This window comes from Dietzia sp. oral taxon 368 (assembly GCF_002999155.1).
Taxonomy (GTDB): Bacteria; Actinomycetota; Actinomycetes; order Mycobacteriales; family Mycobacteriaceae; genus Dietzia; species Dietzia cinnamea.
On the sequence record NZ_CP027238.1, the window covers coordinates 2,300,917 to 2,322,707 of the forward strand.

Sequence of the window (21,791 nt, forward strand, 5' to 3'; positions counted from 1 at the left end):
CCGGCGGATCCGGGTGCGAGGATGTCGGCATGTGTGGACGGTTCTCGCTCTCTTCCGACCCGGCGCAGCTCGCGCTGGAACTGGGCGCGGTCGACGAGGCGTCCGCGCCGCCCGTCGGCCTCCACCCGGACACCGCGCCGCCGACGCCGCGGTTCAACATCGCGCCCACCACCACCGTCCCGGTCCTCACGCTGGACGTGCCGCGCGAGAGCCTCGACGAGGCCGTGGGCCCCGCCGCCCCGCGGCGGGTGCTGCGGGCCATGCGGTGGGGGCTGGTCCCGTCGTGGACCAAGGAGTCCCAGCGCCTGCCGACTCTGTTCAACGCCCGCGTGGAGACCGCGGCCTCCAAGCCGGCGTTCCGCGCCGCCGTCGCCCGCCGGCACTGCGTGGTCCCGATGGACGGCTGGTACGAGTGGGTGCCCGGTGAACCCGCTTCCCCGGGCGCCAAGGCGGGGCCCAAGCAGCCGTACTTCATGAGCCTGCCGGGCGATCGCGGCCTGCTGATGGCCGGACTGTGGGAGGCGCGGCGCGACCCGGTCGACCCGTCCGTCACCCAGCTGTCGTGCACGATCCTCACCACGGAGGCGCTGGGCCCGCTCCGGCGGGTCCACGACCGGATGCCCCTGGCCGTCCACCCGGACCTGGTGGCGGACTGGCTCGACCCCGCCGTGATCGGCGACCCGCGCGCGCTGGTCGACGGCGCGGGCGGGGATCTCGGGGGGTGGGCGGAGTCGGTCGAGATCCGCCCGGTCTCCCGGGCGGTGTCGAGTGTCCGCAACGAGGGGCCGGAGCTCGTGCGGCCCGTCGACCCCACCGAGGGGATGCTGTTCTAGCCGCGAGCCCGGCCGGCCCGGCGCGCGAACTCCGTCAGCCCGCCGCGGCCGTCACCGCGCCGCCGTGACCGGGGCCGTCACCGCGCCGGTCACCCGGACCAGCTCCGCGGGGTCGAGTTCGATCTCCCAGCCGCGCCGCCCGGCGCTGCACAGGACCGTGCGGTGAACGAGCGCGGAGGCGTCGATCACCGTGGCCAGGGGGCGTTTCTGGCCGACGGGGGAGACGCCACCCACCACGTAGCCCGTGGTCTTCTCGGCGACGTCGACCGGCGCGAGCGAGGCCCTGCCGCATCCGAGCGCGGCGGCCGCGGCCTTGAGGTCGAGCGATGAGGTCACCGGCAGCACCGCCACCGCCAGCGCGACGCGGGAACCCGCCGGCGGCCGCGCGGTCGCCAGGACGAGGGTCTTGAACACCCGGTCCGCGTCCACCCCCAGGCGCTCGCCCATCACGCGGGCGGCCTCGTCGCCGTATGCGGTCTCGCCGCGCGCGTCGTAGGTGTGGACCTCGTGGGCGACCCCGGCGGCCCGCAGCGCGGCGATCGCGGGGGTGGCGGCCCCACCGCGTCCGCCCACCGCGGCATCACCGCGGCCGCTCTTCCTGCCCACGGTGGACCAGCGTAGCGCCAGGCGGGTCCGGAATACCGGTGCGGTGGTCCGCGTTGTTCCTGGGCGAGTGCCCCGGGATGGTCCGGGGACGGGAAGGAGGGTGCGATGCGGACCGCGGTCCTCGACGCCCCGGGTGTGCGGTTAGACTCCGGGACATCGACAGGTGAGGAGTTCCGGTTGCCGACCGAGTTGCAGCCCGACGAGGCCGACCAACGCGCCGAGCAGTTCGAGGAGCTGGCCATGCCACTGCTCGACCAGCTGTACGGCGCCGCCTTACGGATGACCAGGAACCCCGCCGATGCCGAGGACCTGGTGCAGGAGGCCTACGCCAAGGCGTTCGCCGGGTTCCACTCGTTCAAGCCGGGGACCAACTTCCGGGCCTGGATGCACCGCATCCTCACCAACGCCTACATCAACCACTACCGTAAGCGGCAGCGGCAGCCCGCGCAGTACCCGACCGACGAGATCACCGACTGGCAGCTCGCCGCGGCGGCCGAGCACACCTCGACGGGGCTGCGTTCGGCGGAGGTCGAGGCCATGGAGCTGCTGCCTGACGACGAGATCCGAGCGGCGCTGGCCGAGCTCCCCGAGGAGTTCCGGATGGCGGTCTACTACGCCGACGTCCAGGACCTGCCGTACAAGGAGATCGCCGAGATCATGGACACCCCCCTGGGGACCGTGATGTCGCGACTGCACCGCGGCCGCAAGCAGCTGCGGGAACTTCTGCGCGACGTGGCCGCCGAGCGCGGCTTCGGCCGTGACCGTGAGGAGGGGGCGAAGTGATGAAGGAGCACGATCCGCGCCTCGACGAGATCGACTGTCGCGCCGCGAAGCGCGACCTCTCCCTGCTCGTGGACCTCGAGTGCGATGACGCCTGCCGTTCGCGCCTCGAGCATCATCTCGCCGGCTGCCCGGATTGCCGGGAGATGTTCCTGTCGGAGCGTCGTCTCAAGGCCAAGCTCTCGAGTTCGTGTTGCGAGAAGGCGCCGTCGGGCCTGCGGGAGCGTCTCATGGTGGAGATCCGGCGTACGACGGTGACCACGACGGGCGTCGACGGCACGACCGTCGTGCACCAGCGCACGACGGTGGAGCGGCGAGACCTCACCTAGACCGGCCCGGCGGCCGACGTCACGGCCGCGACGGGCACAGACGAAGGGGCGGGCACCGAACAGGTGCCCGCCCCTTCGACGTTCGTGCGTTCCTGAACTCAGCTGTTCGGACGCTTGCCGTGGTTGGCGTTCTTCTTGCGGCGATCCCGCCTCTTGCGGCCACGCTTGCCCATGGTCGCCTCCTTTCGTCGGTGTACAAGTCTTCCATGCGCGGGCCCGTGTGGTTGCATTGGAGGTGTCCGGGGGCCGCCTTCGAGGAAGTAGAGGAACAATCCGTATGGCTGAACAGGTCCGTGCCGAGATGGTCGCGAACGTCATGGAGGTCGTCGCGGCGGTCGGTACCGAGGTCGCCGAGGGCGACACGATCGTGCTCCTCGAGTCGATGAAGATGGAGATCCCGGTGCTGTGTGAGACCTCCGGCAGCGTGACCGAGGTCGCGGTGAAGCCGGGGGACGTCATCCAGGCGGGTGACCTCATCGCGGTCATCGACTGACGGGTCGGATGCCCACACGCCGAAGGCCGGCCCGTTCCCGTGGGGGAGGGGCCGGCCTTCGGCGTACGCGGTCTGTGTCAGACGGCGGTGCGGGTGCGGGCGCGGCGACGCTTGAGGGCGCGGCGCTCGTCCTCGCTCATGCCGCCCCAGACGCCTGCGTCCTGGCCGGACTCGAGCGCCCAGGACAGGCACTCGGCGGTGACGGGGCAGCGGTTGCAGACGATCTTCGCCTCGGCGATCTGCGCGAGGGCGGGTCCGGAATTGCCGACGGGGAAGAACAGCTCGGGATCCTCGTCGCGGCAGATGGCCTTGTGGCGCCAGTCCATGGGAACTCCTTTGATGTGAGACCGTGATCGGGTGCGCCGGGCAGCACGACCAACCGCCACCGACGCGTGGACATGTAGAGTCCACGGACGGACGTGCGTGTTCGATGGCACCCGGCGGGTGTTGGGGGATCTGTACCCTTTCCGCGGGCTCGCTCCTGTCGGAGGGGCTCCCGGTTAAGGCGAGGCAAACACGGTGTGTCTGCGCTGTTACAAATGATCGTCCCACGATTTCATGACAAGTCAATACGTTTTTGGCCTATGTGGTAAACGTCACGCGGCTTGTCAAATCGCCGGAAAACCGCACACCAGAGGTGGTGATGGCCTAATCAGACCGCGGTCCGTCTGGTGGTTTCGGTGGCGTGGCGGGGCCCGCTTAATCTGGAGAGGTGAACGTGAGACGACCAGATGACCGCGGTGTTCCGGCCGATCCCCGAACGGCGATCCCCACGCCGGTCCGCCTCGCCGGGTGGATCTCCTCGGCCCAGGGACTGATCGGTGTCGGTGTGGCCGTGGTGCTGTTCGTCCGGGCGTTGGGCGGACACCGCGAGGAGACCGTCGTCATCAGCGGCTACGGCACCGCGGTGTGGTTCGCGATCCTCGGCGGCGGGTTGTTGGCCGCGGGGGTCGGGTTGCTCCGCGGCCGGCGATGGGGCCGTGGGCTCGTCGTGATCGCCGAGCTCCTGCTGCTGTTCGTCGCCTGGTACGTCGGGGTGGGCTCGGATCAGTACCTCGCCGGCATCGTCCTGGCGGTGATGTGCGCGACGGCGCTGGTGTCGCTCTTCCGACGCGACGCGGTCGAGTGGTACGCCGTGTGACCCTCCCGGCGCGACCCGCCCGGAGTCAGGCCAGCATCTTGTAGGCGTGGACCGCGCCGTCCCGGCGCTCGTAGAGGATGTCGCCGATCTGGGACAGGCAGGTCACGTCCTGCCCGCCCCCGGCAGGGGGTCCGCCCCCGACAGAGGGTTCTCCGCCCGCGCCCTCACCGGGCGTGACGGGCACCTCTGCGGTCCCGGCCCCCGTGTCGTGCTCGAGGACGCGGAAGCCACCGGCGACGGGCATCAGGACCCAGTCGCGCGCGGTGGCGACGTCGGGGTCGGGCGACCAGCCCCCGGTCAGGCCGGGTCCGGTGGTCACCGGGGTCGTCCAGGAGTGCGCGCCGGTGACGGCGGAGAAGGCGTGTGTGCCGGTGCCGTCGAACCAGCGCGCCTGCGTGTCGTCGCGGGCCACGGTCCGCGGGTCGGGCTTGACGGCGGGCTCGGCTGGCAGCGGCAGGACCGGGGCGTAGTCGCGGGGGCTGGTGAACCACTCGACCGCCCAGGCGCCGCCCCGATCCGTGAGGGCGAGGACGCCGTCGTCGCTGACGTCGATGATCCACAGCCCGTCGGCGCCCGTGGTGTCGGAGGCGATCTCCTCGGGCTTGCGACTGTCCTCGGGCACCGTCTCGGACAGGGTCAGCCGGGCGGAGTCGTCGCCGGGGCAGCGTTCGGCCACGGCGAAGCGCTCGTCCGTGAGGTCGGCGGTCCCGAGGGTGCAGCCGGTGCGCGGCTGCATGCCCGCCTCCTGCGGCGCCGCGACGGCCCCGTACTCGACGGTGCGGACGAGGTCGTCGCGCCAGATCTCGAGCCGTTCGGGGCTGGACGCGAGGGCGTGCCGCCAGGTCGAGGTGAGTTGCATGGTGTCGGGGAAGGCGCTCTGGCGGGTACTGCTGTATTGCTGGCTGGTCGGGTCGAGCGCGGTGACGTCGCTGCACCCGGCCGCGCCGTCGAAGGCGGCGGCGAGGATGTCGGCGTAGAACGTCGCCGCGCAGAGGGGCCCGGCGTGGGAGTAGGACCACGCCTGCTCTCCGGAGCCGGCGTCCCGGCCGACGAGCGTGCCGTCGTCGGTGACGGTGACGAGGTTGCCCTTGGTGGTCAGGGGCGCGCCCCAATCCGCCGACGGGTGCGACCACAGGGCCCGGAGCGACGTGGGGGGCGCGGTGGCGGGTCCGTAGACGGGCTGCCCGGCGCCGGCGGCGGAGAAGTCCGAGCGGGCGGCGCTCCCGGTGAGGAGGACGACCCCGGCCGCCACCGCCATGGCGACGGTGATGACGGCCGCGGTGACCAGGTCGCGCCGGGTCCGGCGTTCGGAGGGCACGCCCCGGCGCGGCCGGCGGCGGCCGGCGGGGGCGTCGTCGGATGCGCGCACGTGTGGCCTACGTGGTGCGGACGGGCGGGTCAGTCCCGGCCGTCCTGATCCGGCGACGACGACGAGGGCCGGCGACGGCGACGGCGGCGCCGCGCGGGGGCGTCCCCCGAGGGGGCGGGGGAGTCCGCGTCACCGGATGCGGTGGGGGAGTCGGCGGCGGGGGCGGACGTCGAGGGCCCGTCCTCTCCGGACCTGCCGCCGCGGGTGCGCCGGCGCGCGGGCCGCGATCCGGAGCCCGACTCGCGGCCGGACCCGCGCGTGCCACGGTCCTCGGTGCGGCGGCCGGACCCGGTGCCGGTGGGGGCGCCGATCCGCCCTCCGGCGCTCTCGGGGATCCCGAGGTCGCTCCGCAGGTGGGCGGAGGTGGAGTAGGTCTCCGCCGGCTCGCCGAAGTCCAGCCCGAGGGCCTTGTCGATCAGTCCCCACCGGGGCAGGTCGTCCCAGTCGACGAGCGTGACCGCGACGCCGGTGCGCCCCGCGCGGCCGGTGCGGCCGATGCGGTGGACGTAGGTCTTCTCGTCCTCGGGGCACTGGTAGTTGATGACGTGGGTGACGTCGTCGACGTCGATGCCGCGGGCCGCGACGTCGGTGGCGACGAGGACGTCGACGTCACCGGTGCGGAACGCTTTGAGCGATTTCTCGCGCGCACCCTGTCCGAGGTCGCCGTGGATCGCGCCCACGCGGAAGCCGCGCTCGGCGAGGTCGTCGGCGAGCTTCTGGGCGGTGCGCTTGGTGCGGCAGAAGATCATGGTGGCCCCGCGGCCCTCGGCCTGCAGGATGCGCGCCACGACCTCGGGCTTGTCCAGCGAGTGTGCCCGGTAGACGTGCTGGGTCGTGTTCTCGTGGGTCGCGCCGGAGTCGGCGGCCTCGGCGCGGATGTGCGTGGGCTTGGTGAGGAACGTGCGGGCCAGGGTGATGATCGGCCCCGGCATGGTGGCGGAGAAGAGCATGGTCTGCCGCTTCTCGGGCACCATGCGCAGCAGCTTCTCGATGTCCGGCAGGAAGCCCAGGTCGAGCATCTCGTCGGCCTCGTCCAAGACCAGGGCCTCGACCTTGCCGAGCACGAGCTTGGACTGGTTGGCCAGGTCGAGCAGGCGCCCGGGGGTGCCCACGACCACGTCGACGCCCTTTTCGAGAGCCTCGGTCTGCTGCTCGTACGGGGTGCCGCCGTAGATCGCGAGGACCTTGAGGGGGCGGGTGCCCGAATCGGTGGACGCGGTGAGCCCGGTGGCGGCGATCTTGAGGTCCTGGGTGACCTGGATGCACAGCTCGCGGGTGGGCACGATCACCAGCGCGCGGGGCGTGCCGTCGAGCTCACGGGTGGCCTCGCCGGTGGAGATGCGGTGCAGGAGCGGCACGCCGAACCCGTAGGTCTTGCCCATCCCGGTACGGGCCTGACCGATGAGGTCCGAGCCGGCCAGGGCGAGCGGCAGGGTGAGTTCCTGGATGGCGAACGTGTGGGTGATCCCGCGCTCGGCGAGGGCGGTGACGATCTCGGGTCGGACGCCGAGCTCGGCGAAGCTGGGCGAGGAGTCTGAGGACGGGGCGTCGACGACCGCGGTCGTCGTGGCCATGCCGTCTACGTCTTCTGTGGTGACATCTGTGGTGGACAGGGCGGTGCCTTTCTCGTCTCGCGCGCGGATGGTGTCGGGCCGTCGGAATTCGGCCTCGCGAGCGGGGCGCGCGCACATTTCCACGGGACCCGCCGTACCCGACGCCGGTGTGGCCAGGCGCGGAGAGTGGTCCACGTGCGCCCATCCTATCCCGTGCCGCCGCCCCGGGTGGGGCTCGGGCTAGCCTGGGTCGCACGCATCACCGATGACGGCGTGACATGCGCCTACGACGAGAAGGGCAGGCACCGTGGAGGTCAAGATCGGCATCGCCGACAGCAACCGTGAGCTCGTGTTCAAGACCGGGATGGAGCCCGACGACGTGCACAAGCGCGTCGAGGCGGCCCTGACCGCGGACGCCAAGGCGATCCTCGAGCTCGAGGACGAGAAGGGCCGTCGCTACCTCGTGTCGACCGACCGGGTGGCGTATGTGGAGATCGGCGAGTCCGCCCGGCGACCGGTGGGTTTCCTGTCCTGACGCCGGCCGCCGCCCGTCCGTCGAGCGTCCGCGCTCCCGGGCGGCGGGCCGCGCGCGGCCCGCGGTCAGTCCTCGGGCGTGGGCCGGTCGCCGCCGTGACGCGGGATCTTCGACAGGCCGCCCCAGCACAGGGTGACCGTGGTCGAGACCGCGTCCTCGCGGGCGATCGGTCGACCGGCGTCGAGCCAGTGGCCGGCGCTGACCCGGCTGGCCCCGACCAGCCCGACGGCGAGCAGGCGCGACCGGTGCACGTCGAGGCCGGAGTCCCCCCGCACCAGGTCGTGCACAGCGTCGATGCACCCCGCGGTGGCCCGGTCGAGTTCGCGGCGGACGTCCTCGTCCCCGGACTCCGAGTAGAAGACCAGTCGGAAGCCCCGGGTGTCGTTGTCGGCGTAGGCGAAGAACGTGTCGACGGCCGCCTCGACGCGGCGGCGGTTGTCGGAGGTCGAGTCGAGCGCGGCTCGGATCCGGCCGAGCAGCGCGTCCACGTGGTGGCGGAGGACCTCGATGTACAGGTCCCGCTTGGAGTCGAAGTGCTGGTACAGCACCGGTTTGGAGACCCCGGCGAGGACGGCGATGTCGTCCATTCCGGAGGCGTGGAAGCCCTGCTCGACGAACACCGTTCCGGCGGCGTCGATCAGCTGGCTTCGCCGCGCGCCGCGGGGGAGCCGGGCCGCTCGGGCGCGGCCCGGGGCGGCCGGGACCGGTCCGTCCGGGCTCGTCATCTGGTTGCTCCTTCTCCGCCCGGGCGAGAGTCGACAGCCGACCGGGTCAGACGGACAATACCTGCACCTGTGGAGTGCGGCGGGACGCGCCTCACCCGGTATGTGGGATCGTGGAGATCGTGATCGGCAGCGGCCGATCGTCAGGGGACGTGGAGGTGTACGGATGAGCGACGGCCGTCGTCGGACGCCGGCCGGTGCGGAACCCGGTGCGCGTCAGCGGGCACCGTACTACCCGCCGCACGGTGAGCCGCTGCGCGCGCCGTGGGACCCGGCGGAGTCGACCCCGGGTCGCCGCCGGTCGGTGCCCGGGTCCCGGGACCACCTGCCCAGGCAGACCCCCGTCGGGCGGTTCTTCGCCACGTGGGGCTGGCGCGCGTACGCCATCCCGGTGCTCGTGGTGCTCACCGCGCTCGTCATCGCGGACGCCGTCGTCTCGACGGACGAGCAGCCGGCCGACGGGGCCGTGCGGGCCCGGGAGACACCGGCGGTCGTCGGGGCGCCCGCGCCCGGCGAGGTGCCGCCCAGCGGCGAGCTGCCCGAGGGCGGCCCGTTCGTCGAGGCGGCCAGTGGGGAGTTCCGGCTCGTGCCCGGCGGAACCGACCCGGTCGGGCGGCCGACGGCGGAGCAGTTCACCTACACGGTGGAGGTCGAGGACGGGATCGACACGGTCGACTTCGGCGGGGACGACTCGGTCGCCCGGATGATCGACGCGACCCTGGCCAACCCCAAGAGCTGGACGGCCGACGGGGCCGTCGCCTTCCAGCGCAGCACCCGCGGCGAGCCCGCGTTCCGCGTCTCGCTGACCAGCCCCATGACCGTCCGCGAGAACTGCGGGTACGACATCGAGCTCGAGGCGAGCTGCTACAACTCGGCGACGGGGCGCGTGTACCTCAACCTCGCGCGCTGGGTGCGGGGTGCGCGGTCGTTCGAGGGGGACATCGGCTCCTACCGGCAGTACCTCGTCAATCACGAGGTCGGCCACGCGATCGGCTTCCCGGCGCACGAGCCGTGCCCCGCGGACGGCGCGCTGGCGCCGATCATGATGCAGCAGACGTTCGGGGTGAACAACGCCGAGATCCACCGGTTGGACCCCGAGGGCGTGGTCCCGGACAACGACGACACGTGCCGGTACAACGCGTGGCCGTTCCCCGACGGCGCGCCGGTGGCGCGATGAGCGCCACGGGTGGGTCGGCGGACCGGTCGCTGCCGCCGCTGGTGGACCCGGTGCCCGAACTGAGCGCGGAGGAGCGGGCGCGGTACTCGCGGCACCTGCTGCTCGGGGCGATCGGCGACGAGGGGCAGCGGCGCCTGCGCGCCGCGTCGGTGTTCGTCGTGGGCGCGGGTGGCCTGGGCGCGCCGGTGCTCATGTACCTCGCCGCGGCCGGCGTCGGGCGGATCACGGTCGTCGACGACGACGAGGTGGACCTCGGCAACCTGCACCGGCAGGTGATCCACTCCGTCGGGGCCGTCGGCCGGCCGAAGGTGGACTCGGCCCGGGACCGGCTGGCCGAGTTGGCCCCCGGCGTCCGGGTCGACGCCGTGCACGCCAGGCTGGACGCGCTGAACATCGGTTCCCTGCTCGAGGGGCACCACCTGGTGATCGACGGCAGCGACAACTTCGCGACCCGGTACCTGGTCTCCGACGCGTGCGAGATCGCCGGGATCCCGCTCATCTGGGGGACGATCGACCGGTTCCGGGCCCAGTTGGCCGTGTTCTGGTCCCGCCCGCCCGCACCGGCCGAGGCGGTGACCCTGCGGGACCTGTACCCGGCGCCCCCGCCCGCGGGCTCGGTGCCCAGCTGCGCCGAGGCCGGGGTCGTGGGAGCCCTGTGCGGCACGGTCGGGTCGATGATGGCGATGGAGGCCGTGAAGCTCGTCACCGGTGCCGGGCGGCCCCTGCTCGGCCGTCTCGTCCTCATGGACCTGCTCGAGTCGACCAACCGGACGGTGAGGGTCCGACCGGACCCGTCGCGGGAGCCGGTCACCGAGCTGCCGGACGGCGCGGGGGACGTCTCCTGCGAGGTCCCGGATCCGGGGATGCCGGAGGTGCCGACCGTGTCCGCGACCGACCTCGCGGCGGAGCTGGCCGCGTCGGGTCCGACCGGGTCGCCCGGAACCGACGCGGTGGCGCCGGTGCTGGTGGACGTCCGCGGAGCCGGCGAGAGGTCGATCGCGAGGATCGACCCGTCGGTGTGGGTGCCGCTGGACTCGGTCGCCGAGGTCGCCGGGGATCCGACGGGTGTCCTCGGCCGGGCGGCCGAACGCGGCCCGCTGGTCGTGTACTGCAAGTCCGGGGTCCGGTCGGCGCGCGCCGCGGCGACCCTGTCCGCCGCCGGTTTCCCCGGCGTCCGGTCGCTCGCGGGCGGCATCGAGGCGTGGACACGCGACGTGGACCCGTCCCTGCCCGGGTACTGACGTCCGGGGTGGGTACCGTGGTCGGCGTGAACGACGTGACCGTCCCCGAGCACGTCCGCGGCGCCTTCGGCGTGGCGGACGGCACGGCCTCCCCCGTGATCGCCGGTTCCGGCACGGGCTGGCTTGTCCCCGCGCCGGGCGGCGCCGTGGTGCTACGCCCCGTCGTGGACACGGCGCTGGCCAACTGGTCCGCCCGGGTTCGGGAAGAGCTCGACGTCACCGGACTGCGCGTCGCCCTGCCGGTGCGGTCCCGCGACGGCCGGCACGTCGTCAGCGGGTGGCGCGCGGACCGGGCCGTGTCCGGTCGACCCGAGGCGCGCGCGGACGAGACCATCGCGTGGTCGGCCAGGATCAACGCCGCACTCGCCGACGTCGAGCGCCCCCGGCTGGTCCGTCGGCCCGCCACGCGACCGTGGTCCGAGACCGACTTGTTCTCCTTCGCCGAGGCCGCCGCCTGGGACGGCGATCCCGAACACGATCTGGCGCCCGGGATGGAGGACCGGGGTACCCCGTTCGCCACCCACCGCGCGGCCGCCCTGCTCGGGGCCACCGGGCTGATCCGGCACCGACGCCCGGTCACGGCCCCCGGTGTGGGCGTCGTCCACGGTGACCTCGCCCGGGGCCTGCTCTTCGACGCCTCCGCCGAGCCGGCGCTGTCCGACGTCGTGCCCTACGCGCGGCCGGCGTCGTGGTCGGCGGCGGTCGTCGCCGTGGACCACCTGTCCTGGGGCACGGTCGACGCCGGCGTCCTCACCCGCTGGCGGCAGCTCGAGAACTGGCCCCAGATGGTCCTGCGGGCGGCGGTGTTCCGACTCGCGGTGCACGCGCTGCACCCGGGATCGAAGCCCGCGGCGATGGACGGGCTCCAGGCCATGGCCCGGCAGGTCGGCGAGTTCGTCGCGGACACCGCCGCGTGAACGCCCGCTCCCCGCGGGCCGGATCCCGCCGCGGCGCCGTCACGTTCCCACTCGTCGCGTTCGTCGGCGTCGTGCTCGTCTCGCTCAACTTGCGCACCGCCGTCACCTCGCTCAGCCCCCTGCTCGGGGTGATCGACGCCGAGATCGGACTCGGCACCGCGGGCATGGGCCTGCTCGGCATGATCCCCACCCTGATGTTCGCGGTCTGGGGCGTGATCACGCCGATGGTCCTCAGACGGGTGGGCCTCGAACTGCTCACCGTGCTGGCGATGGTCGCCGCCGCGGTGGGGCAGGTGATCCGCGCCCTCGCGCACGACCCGTGGCTGATGGGCGCGGGGTCGCTCGTCGCCCTGGCCGGGATGGGTATCGGCAACGTCGTGGCCCCACCCCTGGTCAAGAAATACTTCCCCCGGCACGTGGCCGCCGTGAGCATGGCCTACATCACCGGCCTGCAGCTCGGCACCGTGGTGCCGGCGCTCGTGGCCGTGCCCGTCGAGGAGGCCGCCGGGTGGCGGGTCTCCATCGGCTGGTGGGCGGTGCTGGCGGTGATCGCTGCCGTGCCGTGGGTCGTCGAGATCCTGCGCCCGGGCACACCGACCGACGCCGGCGCGCCCGCCACCGGCGCACCGACCGGCGATCCCCGGCCCGCCACCGGCGAGGCGTCCGCGGGGGGCGGCGCCGGGGCGGCGACCGCGACCGCGCCGGCGCGCCGCATCCGCCCGTGGCGCTCGCCCGTCGGCGTGGCGCTCGCCCTGTTCTTCGGCACGAATTCCCTGTGCACGTACGCGTTCTTCACGTGGCTCCCGGCCGTGGCGGAATCGATCGGCATGACACGCGCCGAGGGCGGCCTCGCCCTGGCGGTGTACTCGGGGATCGGACTCGTCGCCGCGCTGGCCGTCCCCTACATCGCGGGCCGGTTCGAGGACCCGTACGCCGTCGTCGTCGTCTCCGTCGTGTCCTACCTGGGGGCCTTCGCCGGCCTGCTCTGGGCGCCCGACCTCGCCCCGTGGCTGTGGATCTGCCTCCTCGGCGTGGGGCCCAGCACGTTCCCGCTCTGCCTGACCCTGATCAACCTCCGCACCCGCACCCAGGCCGGCTCGGCCGCGCTGTCCGGCTTCTCCCAGGGCGTCGGGTACACGGCCGCGTGCCTCGGGCCCATCGTGTTCGGGGTGCTGTTCGACGGTCCCGGGCTGGCGTCCGGGCTGGCATTCCTCACCGTCGTGCTGCTCCTCATGCTGTTCGTGTCGCGGACAGCGTGCAGGCCGACCATGCTCGAGGACACCCTCCGCTGACGGTCGGCCGTCGCACCGGACCGGGCACTCCGGGCGGGGGTGCGATGTCGGAGTCGTGTGGTCTCATCGAGCCGTGACAGCGCCCGCCCCCACCCAGCCCACCAACGGACCCGGCCGGACCTGGCCGGCCGGTCTCGACGACCTCGTCGGCCGTGACTGGACCGCCGCCCGCGCCGGCCGGCAGGACCGGTGGGTCGTCCGCGGCGGCCCGGGCAGCGGCAAGACCTCGCTGATCGTCGACGTGGTCCGCGCCGCGGTGGCCGGCGGTGTGGGGATGGACGGCGTCCTCGTGCTCACGGGGTCGGCCACCGCGTCCGCGGCGCTGCTCGAGGAGGCCACCCGCGGGATGCCGCCGGAGCTCGTGGTGGGCACCGACGCGCCGGTACGGACCGTCCACTCGCTCGCCCACGCCGTGGTGCGGCTCGCCGCCGCCCGGGCCGACGCCCCGCCGCCGAGGCTGCGTACCGGTGCGGAACACGACGCGCTGGTGCGCGAGACCCTGCTCGGTGAGCTGTCCGACGGGGCGCCCCACTGGCCCGAACAGATGCGCCCCGCGCTGTCCACGGTCGGGTTCGCGCGCGAGCTGCGCGACTTGCTGCTGAGGTCGCTCGAGCGGGGGATCGGGCCCCGCGAGCTGGCGCGGCTCGGCCGCACGGCGGGCCGGCCGGCGTGGGTGGCGGCCGCGGGCTTCTTCCGCCGGCACGAGGAGCAGATGGCGCTGCGGTCGGGGGTGCGGAGCTCTCAGTCGGATGTGCCGGAGGCCCTCAACGCCGCCGAGCTGGTGGGCGCCGCGTTGGACGCGCTGACCGCCGACCCGGAACTGCGCGAGCTCTTCCGCTCGCGGCGCCTCGTGGCCGTGGACGACGCCCATCACCTCGATCCGCTGGCCGCGGAGTTCGTCGCGACGGTGGGCGGCGGCGCGGACGTCCTGCTCGTCGTGGAGGACGGCGACCAGTCGGTCTTCCGGTTCCGCGGCGCCGACGGCGGCCTGGCGCGCGCAGTGATCGAGCAGGGCGGCCGCGCGGTCGATCTCCCGGTCGGCCACCGCATGTCCCCGGCCGTCACGGCGGTCGCCGCGCGGATCGCCTCCCGTCTGCCCGGGGCCGCCCGCCACCGGCCCCGCGAGGCGCACCCCCGTGAGGCGCACGGTGGACCGGACGGGAAGGTGGGCGTCGGCGTGGCCGGGTCGGCCGCCTCGGAGGCCGCCGTCGTCGCCGACTTCCTGCGCCGCCGGCACGTCCTGGACGGTATCGACTACGGCGAGATGGCAGTGGTGACCCGCTCGCTGCCGCGTGTGGCCGACGCCCTGCTGGCCGCGCTCGACGCCGCCGGCGTCCCGGTGGTCGACGCCGGCGCCGAGATCCCGCCGGCCCACGACCCCGTCGCCTCGGCTCTGTTGCTGTTGGTGCGCTCGGCGCTCGAGGGCGCCGACGGCAGCGACGCCGAGCGGGTCCTGGCGCTCCTGTCGGGGCCGATCGGCCGCGCGGACGCCGTGGCCATGCGTCGTCTCCGTCGCGGACTGCGCCGCTCGGGGATCGGCGGGACAGAACCCAGCGCCGAGACCCTGCGGCGTCTCGTCCTGGCGGACGAGGACGATCTCCCGCCCGGGCTCACCGCCGTCGAGCTCGCTCCCGTCACCCGGGTCCGCCGCGCGCGCCGGGCCGTGCAGGCCGAGCTGCGGGCGGGAGGGACCGCCGAGGAGGTCCTCTGGGCCGCGTGGACGGCCTCCCGGCTGGAGCGCCGCCTCGTCCGGCAGGCGGTGGCCGCCGACCCCTGGTCGCGATCCGCGGACCGGGCGCTCGACGCGGTCGTGTCCCTGTTCGACCACGCCGCCGACTTCGTGGACCGGGTCCCCGGAGGCTCCGTGGGACTGTTCTGCGACGTCGTCTCCGGCGAGGACCTGCCCGCGCCCCGGCGCGCCGACACACGCGCACGGGGGGGCGCGGTGAGCGTGCTGTCCGCGCACGCCGCGGTGGGCCGTCAGTGGCGTGCGGTCGCGGTGTGCGGCGTCCAGGACGGTGTCTGGCCTGCGCCCCGCCGCCGGTCCGGCCTGCTGGGAGTCGACGAGCTGGTCGACCTGACGGAGATCGCCGGGGACGGACCGGTGCCGTCAGAGGCGGAGCGGGCCGTGTCCTCCGCGGCCGCCCGGTCGGCCGAGGAGCGCCGCCTGTTCTACGTCGCGTGCTCCCGCGCCAGCGAGCACCTGCTCGTCACCGCCGTGGAGTCGCCCGAGGAGGGCGACGTCGCCCCCTCCCGCTTCATCGACGAGATCGCCGACCTGTCGACCACCGCCACGGCGGTCGCGTCCCCCGGCGCCCCGGTGGGTCCGTCCCGCCACGCGCCCACCGTGTTCTCCCTGCCGCATCTGGCGGTGGATCTCCGGGCCGCGCTTCACGACCCGTCGACAGACCCCGCCGACGCGCGCCATGCGGCCGGCCTGCTCGCCGGCCTCCGCGACGCCGGGGTGGGGGAGGCGGACCCCCGCACGTGGTTCGGCGCCACCGAACCCTCCACGGACGCGCCGCTCACGCCCGACACCCCCGACCGGCCGGTCGCGGTGCTCTCGCCGTCCGGATTCGGGGCCCTCGAGGAGTGCCCGCTGCGGTGGTTCCTGCAGTCGGTCGGGGGAGACTCCTCCGACGCCGGATCGGCCGCCCCGCTCGTGCGGGGATCGGCCGTGCACGCCCTGACCCAGGCCGTGGAGGGCGGTATCGACGAGGACACGATCCGCTCGACCGTCCGCCGGCGGGCCGAGGCGCTGACCCTGTCCCGCGGGTGGTTCGCCGAGCGCGGGGCCGAGACGATGGTCCAGATGGCCGAGACGTTCCGCAGGTGGCGCTCGTCCACCCGCGACGAGTACACGACCGCCGCGGTCGAGGAGCCGTTCGAGTTCGACGCCGGCGGCGGGGTGCGCGTCCGCGGGCGGATCGACAGGCTCGAGGCGACCTCCGCGGGGCAGGTCGTCCCCGTCGACGTGAAGACCTCGGCCGCGGCGGCCAGCAAGAAGGACGCCGCGGTCAATCCGCAGCTGGCCCTGTACCAGCTCGCGGTCGCCCGGGGGGCGGTGGCCGCCGCGGGCGGTCGCGAACCCGGAGGCGGGCTCCTGCTCTACCTGGCCGGCCGCGAGGGCCGGATGCCGACCGAGCGGGTGCAGGACCCCCTCGGGACCGACGGCGCCGAGGCCCTGGTCGATCGCGTTCAGGAGGCCGGCCGCGCGACCGTCGGCCCCGGTTACACCGCGCGCGTGGGCCGGTGGTGCGAGCACTGCAGCGTCAGATCCAGCTGCCCCGCGCAGCCCCAGGGGAAGCAGGTGATCGGGTGACCGCGTCGATCGACCCCGCCGCCATCGCCGACGCGCTCGGCATCCATCGACCCACCCCCGAGCAGGCCGAGGTGATCGCCGGGCCGACCGAACCCACTCTCGTATTGGCCGGGGCGGGCGCCGGTAAGACCGAGACCATGGCGGCCAGGGTCGTGTGGCTGGTGGCCAACGGACACGCGCGACCGGGGGAGATCCTCGGCCTGACCTTCACCCGTAAGGCCGCCCAGCAGCTGTCCAGGCGGATACGCCGCCGCCTGGACGCGCTCGCCCGCAGCGCGCTGTGCACCGGGCCCAGCGCGGACCCCACGATCGCCGAGGCGATCCGCACCGAGGACCCGCAGATCTCCACCTATCACGCCTTCGCCGGCACCCTGCTCGGCACCTACGGGCTGCTCGTACCCGTCGAACCCGACTCGCGGCTGCTCACCCCGACCGCCGCCTTCCAGCTCGCGCACGACGTGGTGTCGAGGTGGGAGAGCCCGCTGACCACCGCATCCAACCCCGGCACCGTGACCCGCGACGTGCTGGCGCTGGCCGGGCAGTTGTCCGACCACCTCGTCAGCACTGACGACCTGCGCGCTCACCCGGACCTGATCACGACCCTCATCGCGACCCTCCCGCCCGGTCCGCGGCAGAAGGCGACACCCACCGCGTGGCTCGGGAGGACCGCCGAAATCCAGGGCCACCGCGAGGAACTCGCGGACCTGGTGGACGCCGTCGCGGCCCGCATGCGGGCGGAGTCGGCGCTCGACCACGCCTCCCAGATGGCCCTGGCCGCCACCGTCGCCCGCGACCACCCCGAGGTCGGGCTCGCCGAGCGCCGCGCGTTCCGGGTGGTGCTGCTCGACGAGTACCAGGACACCGGGCACTCCCAGCGGGTGCTCCTGTCCTCCCTGTTCGGCGCAGGGGCCGACCCGGTCCCGGCCGTGACCGCGGTCGGCGACCCCATGCAGTCCATCTACGGGTGGCGGGGGGCGTCGGCGTCCAACCTCGACCGGTTCCGTGAGGACTTCCCGCTGCCAGGGGGACGCCCCTCGCATCTCAGGGAACTCACGACCTCGTGGCGCAACCCGCCGGAGGTCCTCGCGCTGGCCAACCGGATCACCGCGCCGCTGCGCGACCGTCCCGGATCCATCCCGGTGCCCGAGCTCCGCGCCCGGCCCGGGGCCGAACGCGCCGACCTCAGGGTCGCGTTGCTCGACACGGCCGAGGACGAGCGCGAGTGGCTCGCCGACACCCTCGCCGACCGGTACCGCGCGGCGGAACGGGCCGGTCGCGTGCCGACCGCGGCGGTCCTCGTGCGTCGCAACGGCGACTCCGCCGCGATCGCCGAGGCCCTGGAGGCCCGCGGCCTGCCGGTCGAGATCATCGGCGTCGGCGGGCTACTCGACGTGCCCGAGGTCGCCGACGTCGTCGCCCTGCTCACCGTGGTCGCCCGCCCTGGCGCGGGCCCCGCGCTGCTGCGACTGCTCAGCGGCTCCCGGTTCGCGCTCGGCGCGGCCGACCTCGCCGCACTCGCCCGACGCGCGTCCCGCCTGTCCCTGCGAAGGACCGCGACCGCTACCGGGCCGGTCTCCGACCCCCGCGAACTCGACGCCCTCCTCGACGCTCTCGCCCGCGGCGAGGAGACGGACTCGGCCGGTCTGGCCGATGCGCTCGCCGATCCGGGCCCCGAGGACCAGTACAGGCCCGCCGGTGCGCAGCGGATCAGCGAACTCGCGGCCATCATCTCCGGGCTCCGCGCCCGCGCGTCCGCGCCGCCCGCGCGGCTCGTCGCGGCCGCCGAACAGGCCCTCGGGCTCGACGCCGAGGTCCGCCTGCGCCAACGCGCCGGCGGTGGCGAGGCCCGCGAACAACTCGACGCGCTCCAGGAGGTGGCCGCCGGCTTCCGGCCCGAGCGCGGAACCGGGCTGGACGCGTTTCTGGGGTACCTCGACCTCGCCCGCTCCATCGACGGCGGGCTCGCCCGCGGAGAGGTCGCCTCCACACCCGGCCGGGTGCAGATCCTCACCGTCCACTCCGCCAAGGGCCTCGAATGGGAGATCGTCGCCGTGCCGCACCTGGCAGAGGGCGTCTTCCCCTCCGGCCAGCCACCGCAGACCTCCGTCCGCGCCGCGACCCAGCTGCCCGAGCAGCTGCGGGGGGACCGCGAGACCGAGGACAACCCCGGAGGGGTGCCGGTCCCGCGACTCGACGGCGTGACCGACCGCAAGCTGCTGGAAGAGGCGCTGGGGAAACACATCAAGCGCGTCGAGCGGCGCTCGCTCGACGAGGACCGCCGACTGTTCTACGTCGCGGTCACCCGGGCCGAGCAGACACTGCTGCTGTCCGGATCGCACTGGCTGGGATCGGCCACCACGCCCAAGGGGCCGTCGGAATTCCTGAAGGACGTGCTCGACGCGTGCGGGGGAGAACCACCGCTCGGGGTGATCGACCACCTCGTCGTCACACCCTCTCCCACGAATCCGGCCACCGCGGGCACCGTCGAGGCGACGTGGCCCCGCGAGGCCGCGCCCGACCGCCTCGCCGCCGCGCGGGCGGTGGAGGCGGCCACACCCGTGGACCCGGAGGCCCAGGCGCCACCGGAGTCGGGGCCCGCCCGGCGCTGGCACCTGGCCGCGGCGTCCCTCCTCGCCGACGCGCGGCGGGCCGCGCAGCGCCGCGACGAGGTACACCTCCCGCGCCGTCTCACCGCCGGGGAGATCGTCGCCATGGCGACCGACCCCGCCGAGTTCGCCGACCGCCTCCGCAGGCCCGTGCCGTTCCGCCCTGACCGGTTCGCGCGGCGCGGCACCAGGTTCCACGCCTGGCTCGAGCACCGCTACGGCGCCACCCACCTGCTCGATATTGACGATCTGCCCGGTGCCGGTGACCAGGGTGCCGTCGACGGGTTGTCCGAGGCGGACCTCACCGCCCTCCAGAAGGCGTTCGAGGCGTCGCGGTGGGCGCGGATGACGCCCGAGGCCGTCGAGGTGCCCTTCGAGGTCGGCCTGGGCGGCCACCTCCTGCGCGGACGGATGGACGCCGTGTTCGCCGACGGCGACGGATGGATCGTCGTGGACTGGAAGACAGGGCGTGTGCCCGCGGAACGCGACATGCCCGCCGTTGCTCTCCAGCTGGCGGTCTACCGGTACGCGTGGGCGAAGGTCGTCGGGGCCTGCCAGGGGCGGACGGTCGAGGTGGGTTCCGTCCGCGCCGCGTTCCACTACGTGCGCTCCGGCCGGACCATCGAACCGTCGGACCTGCCCGACGCCGAGGAATTGCTGCGTATCCTCTCCGAGGGCCCCGGCCGGGGTCGGTTGTTGTCCGACAGCGATCGATAGGCGACGATTCTCCTCGATGACGGCGGGCCCAGCGGGGGTCCGCAGCGGAAACGGAGTCCCATGGTCGAGAAGCGCGCACTGGCGTCCCGGTTCCGTGGCAACGATCCACTGGACGAGAGCCCCGACCACGCCCTGGTGGGTGTCGTCAGCATCCCCGAGAACGCCGGGAGCCCGTGGCGGCTGATCGGCAAGCGCGTCCTCATGGCCCTCGTCGCGCTCTGTCTGGGAGTGCTCGTCGTGTGGACCGACCGCGGCGGCTACACCGGAGGCGGTGGTCCGAACGGTGAGATGACGCTGATCGACTGCTTCTACTACGCCACCGTCTCGCTCTCCACGACCGGCTACGGGGACATCACCCCGATCACGCAGCAGGCACGTCTGATCAACACCCTCGTCGTCACGCCCCTGCGCCTGGTGTTCCTCATCCTGCTCGTCGGCACCACCCTCGCCGTCCTCACCGAACAATCCCGTCAGGCCCTGAAGATCCAGCGTTGGAGGAGCGTCGTGCGCAACCACACCGTCGTCGTCGGCTACGGTACCAAGGGCAGGTCGGCCGTCGCCGCCATGCTCGCCGACGAGATCGCTCCCGACGACATCGTCGTCGTGGACACCGACCCGCAGGCGATCAAAGCCGCAGCCGCGCACGGACTCGTCACCGTCCACGGGTCGGCGACCCGGTCCGACGTGCTCAAACTGGCCGGGCTCACCCGCGCCTCGGCGGTGGTGGTCGCCACCAATTCCGACGACACCGCGGTGCTGGTCACGCTCACCGCCCGCGAACTGGCACCCCATGCCAAGATCGTCGCGACTGTCCGTGAGAGCGACAACAAGCACCTGCTCAAGCAGTCCGGCGCCGACTCGGTCGTGGTCTCCGCCGAGACCACCGGCCGGCTACTGGGCCTGGCCACCATCACCCCGACAGTCGTGGGAATGATGGAGGACCTGCTCACGCCCGATGAAGGTTTCTCGATCGCCGAGCGCCGCGTGGAGGAGTCCGAGGTCGGCGGCTCGCCGCGGCACCTGGCCGAGCTCGTGCTGGGCGTGGTGCGCAAGGGCCAGCTGATCAAGGTCAATGAGCCGGAGGCGGACGCGTTGGAGGCCGGCGACCGGTTGCTCTACATCCGGATGGTCTCCGGCTGATCACCGGGTCGGCGCGGTTCGATCGGCCCGCGGGACTACGCTGATCGGCGCCCCTCACGACCGGCGAAAAGGACCCCTCACGATGCCGCTGGACTTCACCCTGGACTCCGACCCTGTGCTGTCTGTGGCCGCGCCCGACAGGGCCGCCCCGCTCCGGCGGCACGCGGAGGGACTCGCGGCGGGATGGGCCTCGGCGCGCGTCATGAGGGTCGACCGGCGGAACCGGTTCGCGACCGAACCGACCGCGGGGGACCGCAAGCGGATCCGGCTCGAGCCGGCCCGCGACCACGCCGATCGCCTGCCCGAGGACGCGGTCTTCCTCGGGCGCACCGACGACGCCCGGCACATCTGGGCCGTGCTCGTCGACGAGCTGCCCGACAGCCCCGCCGTGAGTAACCTCCGCGCGTGCGGGGCGGATCTGGTCGAGGGCGACGGATCATTGGCCGCGCAGGCCATGGCGCTGCTGGGGTGGCACCGCGACAATGTCAGGGGCCGGCAGCCGGACCACCACCCGCGCCGGAAGGAGGCGGGGTGGGCCATCGAGGACCCCTTCCACGGCGGACTCGAGTACCCGCGGACCGATCCCGCCGTGATCTGCCTCGTCCACGACGGCGGCCGGCAGGTCCTCCTCGCGCGGCAACCCGTGTGGCCGGCGGGGATGTACTCGCACGTGGCCGGTTTCGTCGAAGCGGGCGAGTCCCTCGAGGGGTGCGTGCGCCGCGAGGTCGCCGAGGAGGTCGGTGTGGTCGTGGACCGCGTCCGCTACCTGGGCAGTCAGCCGTGGCCGTTCCCGCGCTCACTCATGGTGGGGTTCCAGGCCGTCGCCGACCCGGAGGCGCCGATCCTGCTCGAGGACGAGGAGATCAGTGAGGCCGCCTGGTTCGATGTCGACCGGGTTCGGGATGCGCTGGCCGGTCGCGGTGACCTCATGGTGGCCCCGCCGGTGTCCATCGCGCACGTCATGCTGCGCTCCTGGGTCGCGGCCGTCGACCGCGACGGCGGGGCCTGACGGACGGAG

20 protein-coding genes are annotated in these 21,791 nt (G+C 73.7%); 14 read left to right on the top strand and 6 right to left on the bottom strand.

What is annotated here, in order from left to right:
• Positions 1 to 29: 29 nt before the first annotated feature.
• Complete coding sequence (locus C3V38_RS10750) at positions 30 to 833, top strand: SOS response-associated peptidase (protein ID WP_106385760.1); 804 nt, start codon at positions 30 to 32, stop codon at positions 831 to 833.
• Between the two features lie 51 nt (positions 834 to 884).
• Here C3V38_RS10750 and C3V38_RS10755 read toward each other — a convergent pair whose 3' ends face one another.
• The gene (locus C3V38_RS10755) at positions 885 to 1,439 is read right to left on the bottom strand and encodes an aminoacyl-tRNA deacylase (RefSeq protein ID WP_106385761.1); all 555 of its coding nucleotides are present in this window, start codon (positions 1,437 to 1,439) and stop codon (positions 885 to 887) included.
• Between the two features lie 105 nt (positions 1,440 to 1,544).
• On the opposite strand from C3V38_RS10755, the gene C3V38_RS10760 reads away from it, so the two are divergent.
• The gene (locus C3V38_RS10760; RefSeq protein ID WP_106385762.1) at positions 1,545 to 2,222 is read left to right on the top strand and encodes a sigma-70 family RNA polymerase sigma factor; all 678 of its coding nucleotides are present in this window, start codon (positions 1,545 to 1,547) and stop codon (positions 2,220 to 2,222) included.
• Positions 2,222 to 2,548, top strand: a complete 327-nt coding sequence (locus C3V38_RS10765) for a zf-HC2 domain-containing protein (protein WP_106385763.1) — start codon at positions 2,222 to 2,224, stop codon at positions 2,546 to 2,548. The genes C3V38_RS10760 and C3V38_RS10765 overlap by 1 nt, the downstream gene beginning before the upstream one ends.
• Positions 2,549 to 2,646: 98 nt before the next feature.
• Here the strand turns inward: C3V38_RS10765 and C3V38_RS18340 are convergent, their stop codons facing one another.
• Positions 2,647 to 2,721, bottom strand: coding sequence for a 50S ribosomal protein bL37 (locus tag C3V38_RS18340; RefSeq protein ID WP_370650909.1), 75 nt, complete (start codon positions 2,719 to 2,721; stop codon positions 2,647 to 2,649).
• Between the two features lie 104 nt (positions 2,722 to 2,825).
• On the opposite strand from C3V38_RS18340, the gene C3V38_RS10770 reads away from it, so the two are divergent.
• Entirely contained in the window at positions 2,826 to 3,041 is a 216-nt protein-coding gene (locus C3V38_RS10770) for a biotin/lipoyl-binding carrier protein (protein WP_061915251.1), read from the top strand.
• Between the two features lie 77 nt (positions 3,042 to 3,118).
• Here C3V38_RS10770 and C3V38_RS10775 read toward each other — a convergent pair whose 3' ends face one another.
• On the bottom strand, positions 3,119 to 3,367 hold the full coding sequence (locus C3V38_RS10775; protein WP_007630625.1) for a WhiB family transcriptional regulator: 249 nt from the start codon (positions 3,365 to 3,367) through the stop codon (positions 3,119 to 3,121).
• Between the two features lie 392 nt (positions 3,368 to 3,759).
• Here C3V38_RS10775 and C3V38_RS10780 point away from each other — a divergent pair, with 392 nt between their 5' ends.
• Positions 3,760 to 4,182 carry a hypothetical protein gene (locus tag C3V38_RS10780; RefSeq protein ID WP_254425959.1) on the top strand — a complete coding sequence of 141 codons (423 nt, stop codon included), beginning with the start codon at positions 3,760 to 3,762 and terminating at the stop codon, positions 4,180 to 4,182.
• Between the two features lie 25 nt (positions 4,183 to 4,207).
• Here the strand turns inward: C3V38_RS10780 and C3V38_RS10785 are convergent, their stop codons facing one another.
• Both C3V38_RS10785 and C3V38_RS10790 read right to left on the bottom strand, forming a co-directional pair.
• Positions 4,208 to 5,551, bottom strand: a complete 1,344-nt coding sequence (locus tag C3V38_RS10785) for a PQQ-binding-like beta-propeller repeat protein (RefSeq protein ID WP_106385765.1) — start codon at positions 5,549 to 5,551, stop codon at positions 4,208 to 4,210.
• Between the two features lie 29 nt (positions 5,552 to 5,580).
• The gene (locus tag C3V38_RS10790) at positions 5,581 to 7,194 is read right to left on the bottom strand and encodes a DEAD/DEAH box helicase (protein WP_371412152.1); all 1,614 of its coding nucleotides are present in this window, start codon (positions 7,192 to 7,194) and stop codon (positions 5,581 to 5,583) included.
• Positions 7,195 to 7,411: 217 nt separating this feature from the next.
• On the opposite strand from C3V38_RS10790, the gene C3V38_RS10795 reads away from it, so the two are divergent.
• Positions 7,412 to 7,639, top strand: coding sequence for a DUF3107 domain-containing protein (locus C3V38_RS10795; RefSeq protein ID WP_007629751.1), 228 nt, complete (start codon positions 7,412 to 7,414; stop codon positions 7,637 to 7,639).
• Between the two features lie 65 nt (positions 7,640 to 7,704).
• On the opposite strand, the gene C3V38_RS10800 is transcribed toward C3V38_RS10795, so the two are convergent.
• Positions 7,705 to 8,364: a TetR/AcrR family transcriptional regulator gene (locus tag C3V38_RS10800; RefSeq protein ID WP_106385766.1), complete on the bottom strand. Its 660-nt coding sequence runs from the start codon at positions 8,362 to 8,364 to the stop codon at positions 7,705 to 7,707.
• Between the two features lie 163 nt (positions 8,365 to 8,527).
• On the opposite strand from C3V38_RS10800, the gene C3V38_RS10805 reads away from it, so the two are divergent.
• The 8 genes from C3V38_RS10805 (at position 8,528) to nudC (ending at position 21,782) form a co-directional block, all read left to right on the top strand.
• On the top strand, positions 8,528 to 9,538 hold the full coding sequence (locus tag C3V38_RS10805) for a DUF3152 domain-containing protein (RefSeq protein ID WP_082767630.1): 1,011 nt from the start codon (positions 8,528 to 8,530) through the stop codon (positions 9,536 to 9,538).
• Positions 9,535 to 10,779 (top strand): ThiF family adenylyltransferase, encoded by a 1,245-nt coding sequence (locus C3V38_RS10810; protein WP_106386461.1) that lies wholly within the window; start codon positions 9,535 to 9,537, stop codon positions 10,777 to 10,779. The genes C3V38_RS10805 and C3V38_RS10810 overlap by 4 nt, the downstream gene beginning before the upstream one ends.
• A 26-nt stretch (positions 10,780 to 10,805) precedes the next feature.
• The gene (locus tag C3V38_RS10815) at positions 10,806 to 11,696 is read left to right on the top strand and encodes a TIGR02569 family protein (RefSeq protein ID WP_254425960.1); all 891 of its coding nucleotides are present in this window, start codon (positions 10,806 to 10,808) and stop codon (positions 11,694 to 11,696) included.
• A complete protein-coding gene (locus C3V38_RS10820; RefSeq protein ID WP_106385767.1) occupies positions 11,693 to 12,988 on the top strand; it encodes an MFS transporter in 1,296 nt (431 codons plus the stop codon). Before C3V38_RS10815 ends, C3V38_RS10820 begins: the two co-directional genes overlap by 4 nt.
• A gap of 73 nt (positions 12,989 to 13,061) precedes the next feature.
• The gene (locus C3V38_RS10825) at positions 13,062 to 16,310 is read left to right on the top strand and encodes a UrvD/REP family ATP-dependent DNA helicase (RefSeq protein WP_254425961.1); all 3,249 of its coding nucleotides are present in this window, start codon (positions 13,062 to 13,064) and stop codon (positions 16,308 to 16,310) included.
• Positions 16,307 to 19,633 (top strand): ATP-dependent helicase, encoded by a 3,327-nt coding sequence (locus tag C3V38_RS10830; RefSeq protein ID WP_106385769.1) that lies wholly within the window; start codon positions 16,307 to 16,309, stop codon positions 19,631 to 19,633. Before C3V38_RS10825 ends, C3V38_RS10830 begins: the two co-directional genes overlap by 4 nt.
• 60 nt (positions 19,634 to 19,693) lie before the next feature.
• Complete coding sequence (locus tag C3V38_RS10835; protein WP_061228025.1) at positions 19,694 to 20,773, top strand: TrkA family potassium uptake protein; 1,080 nt, start codon at positions 19,694 to 19,696, stop codon at positions 20,771 to 20,773.
• An 82-nt stretch (positions 20,774 to 20,855) separates the two neighbouring features.
• Positions 20,856 to 21,782 (top strand): NAD(+) diphosphatase, encoded by a 927-nt coding sequence (nudC, locus tag C3V38_RS10840; RefSeq protein ID WP_106385770.1) that lies wholly within the window; start codon positions 20,856 to 20,858, stop codon positions 21,780 to 21,782.
• Positions 21,783 to 21,791 lie beyond the last annotated feature (9 nt).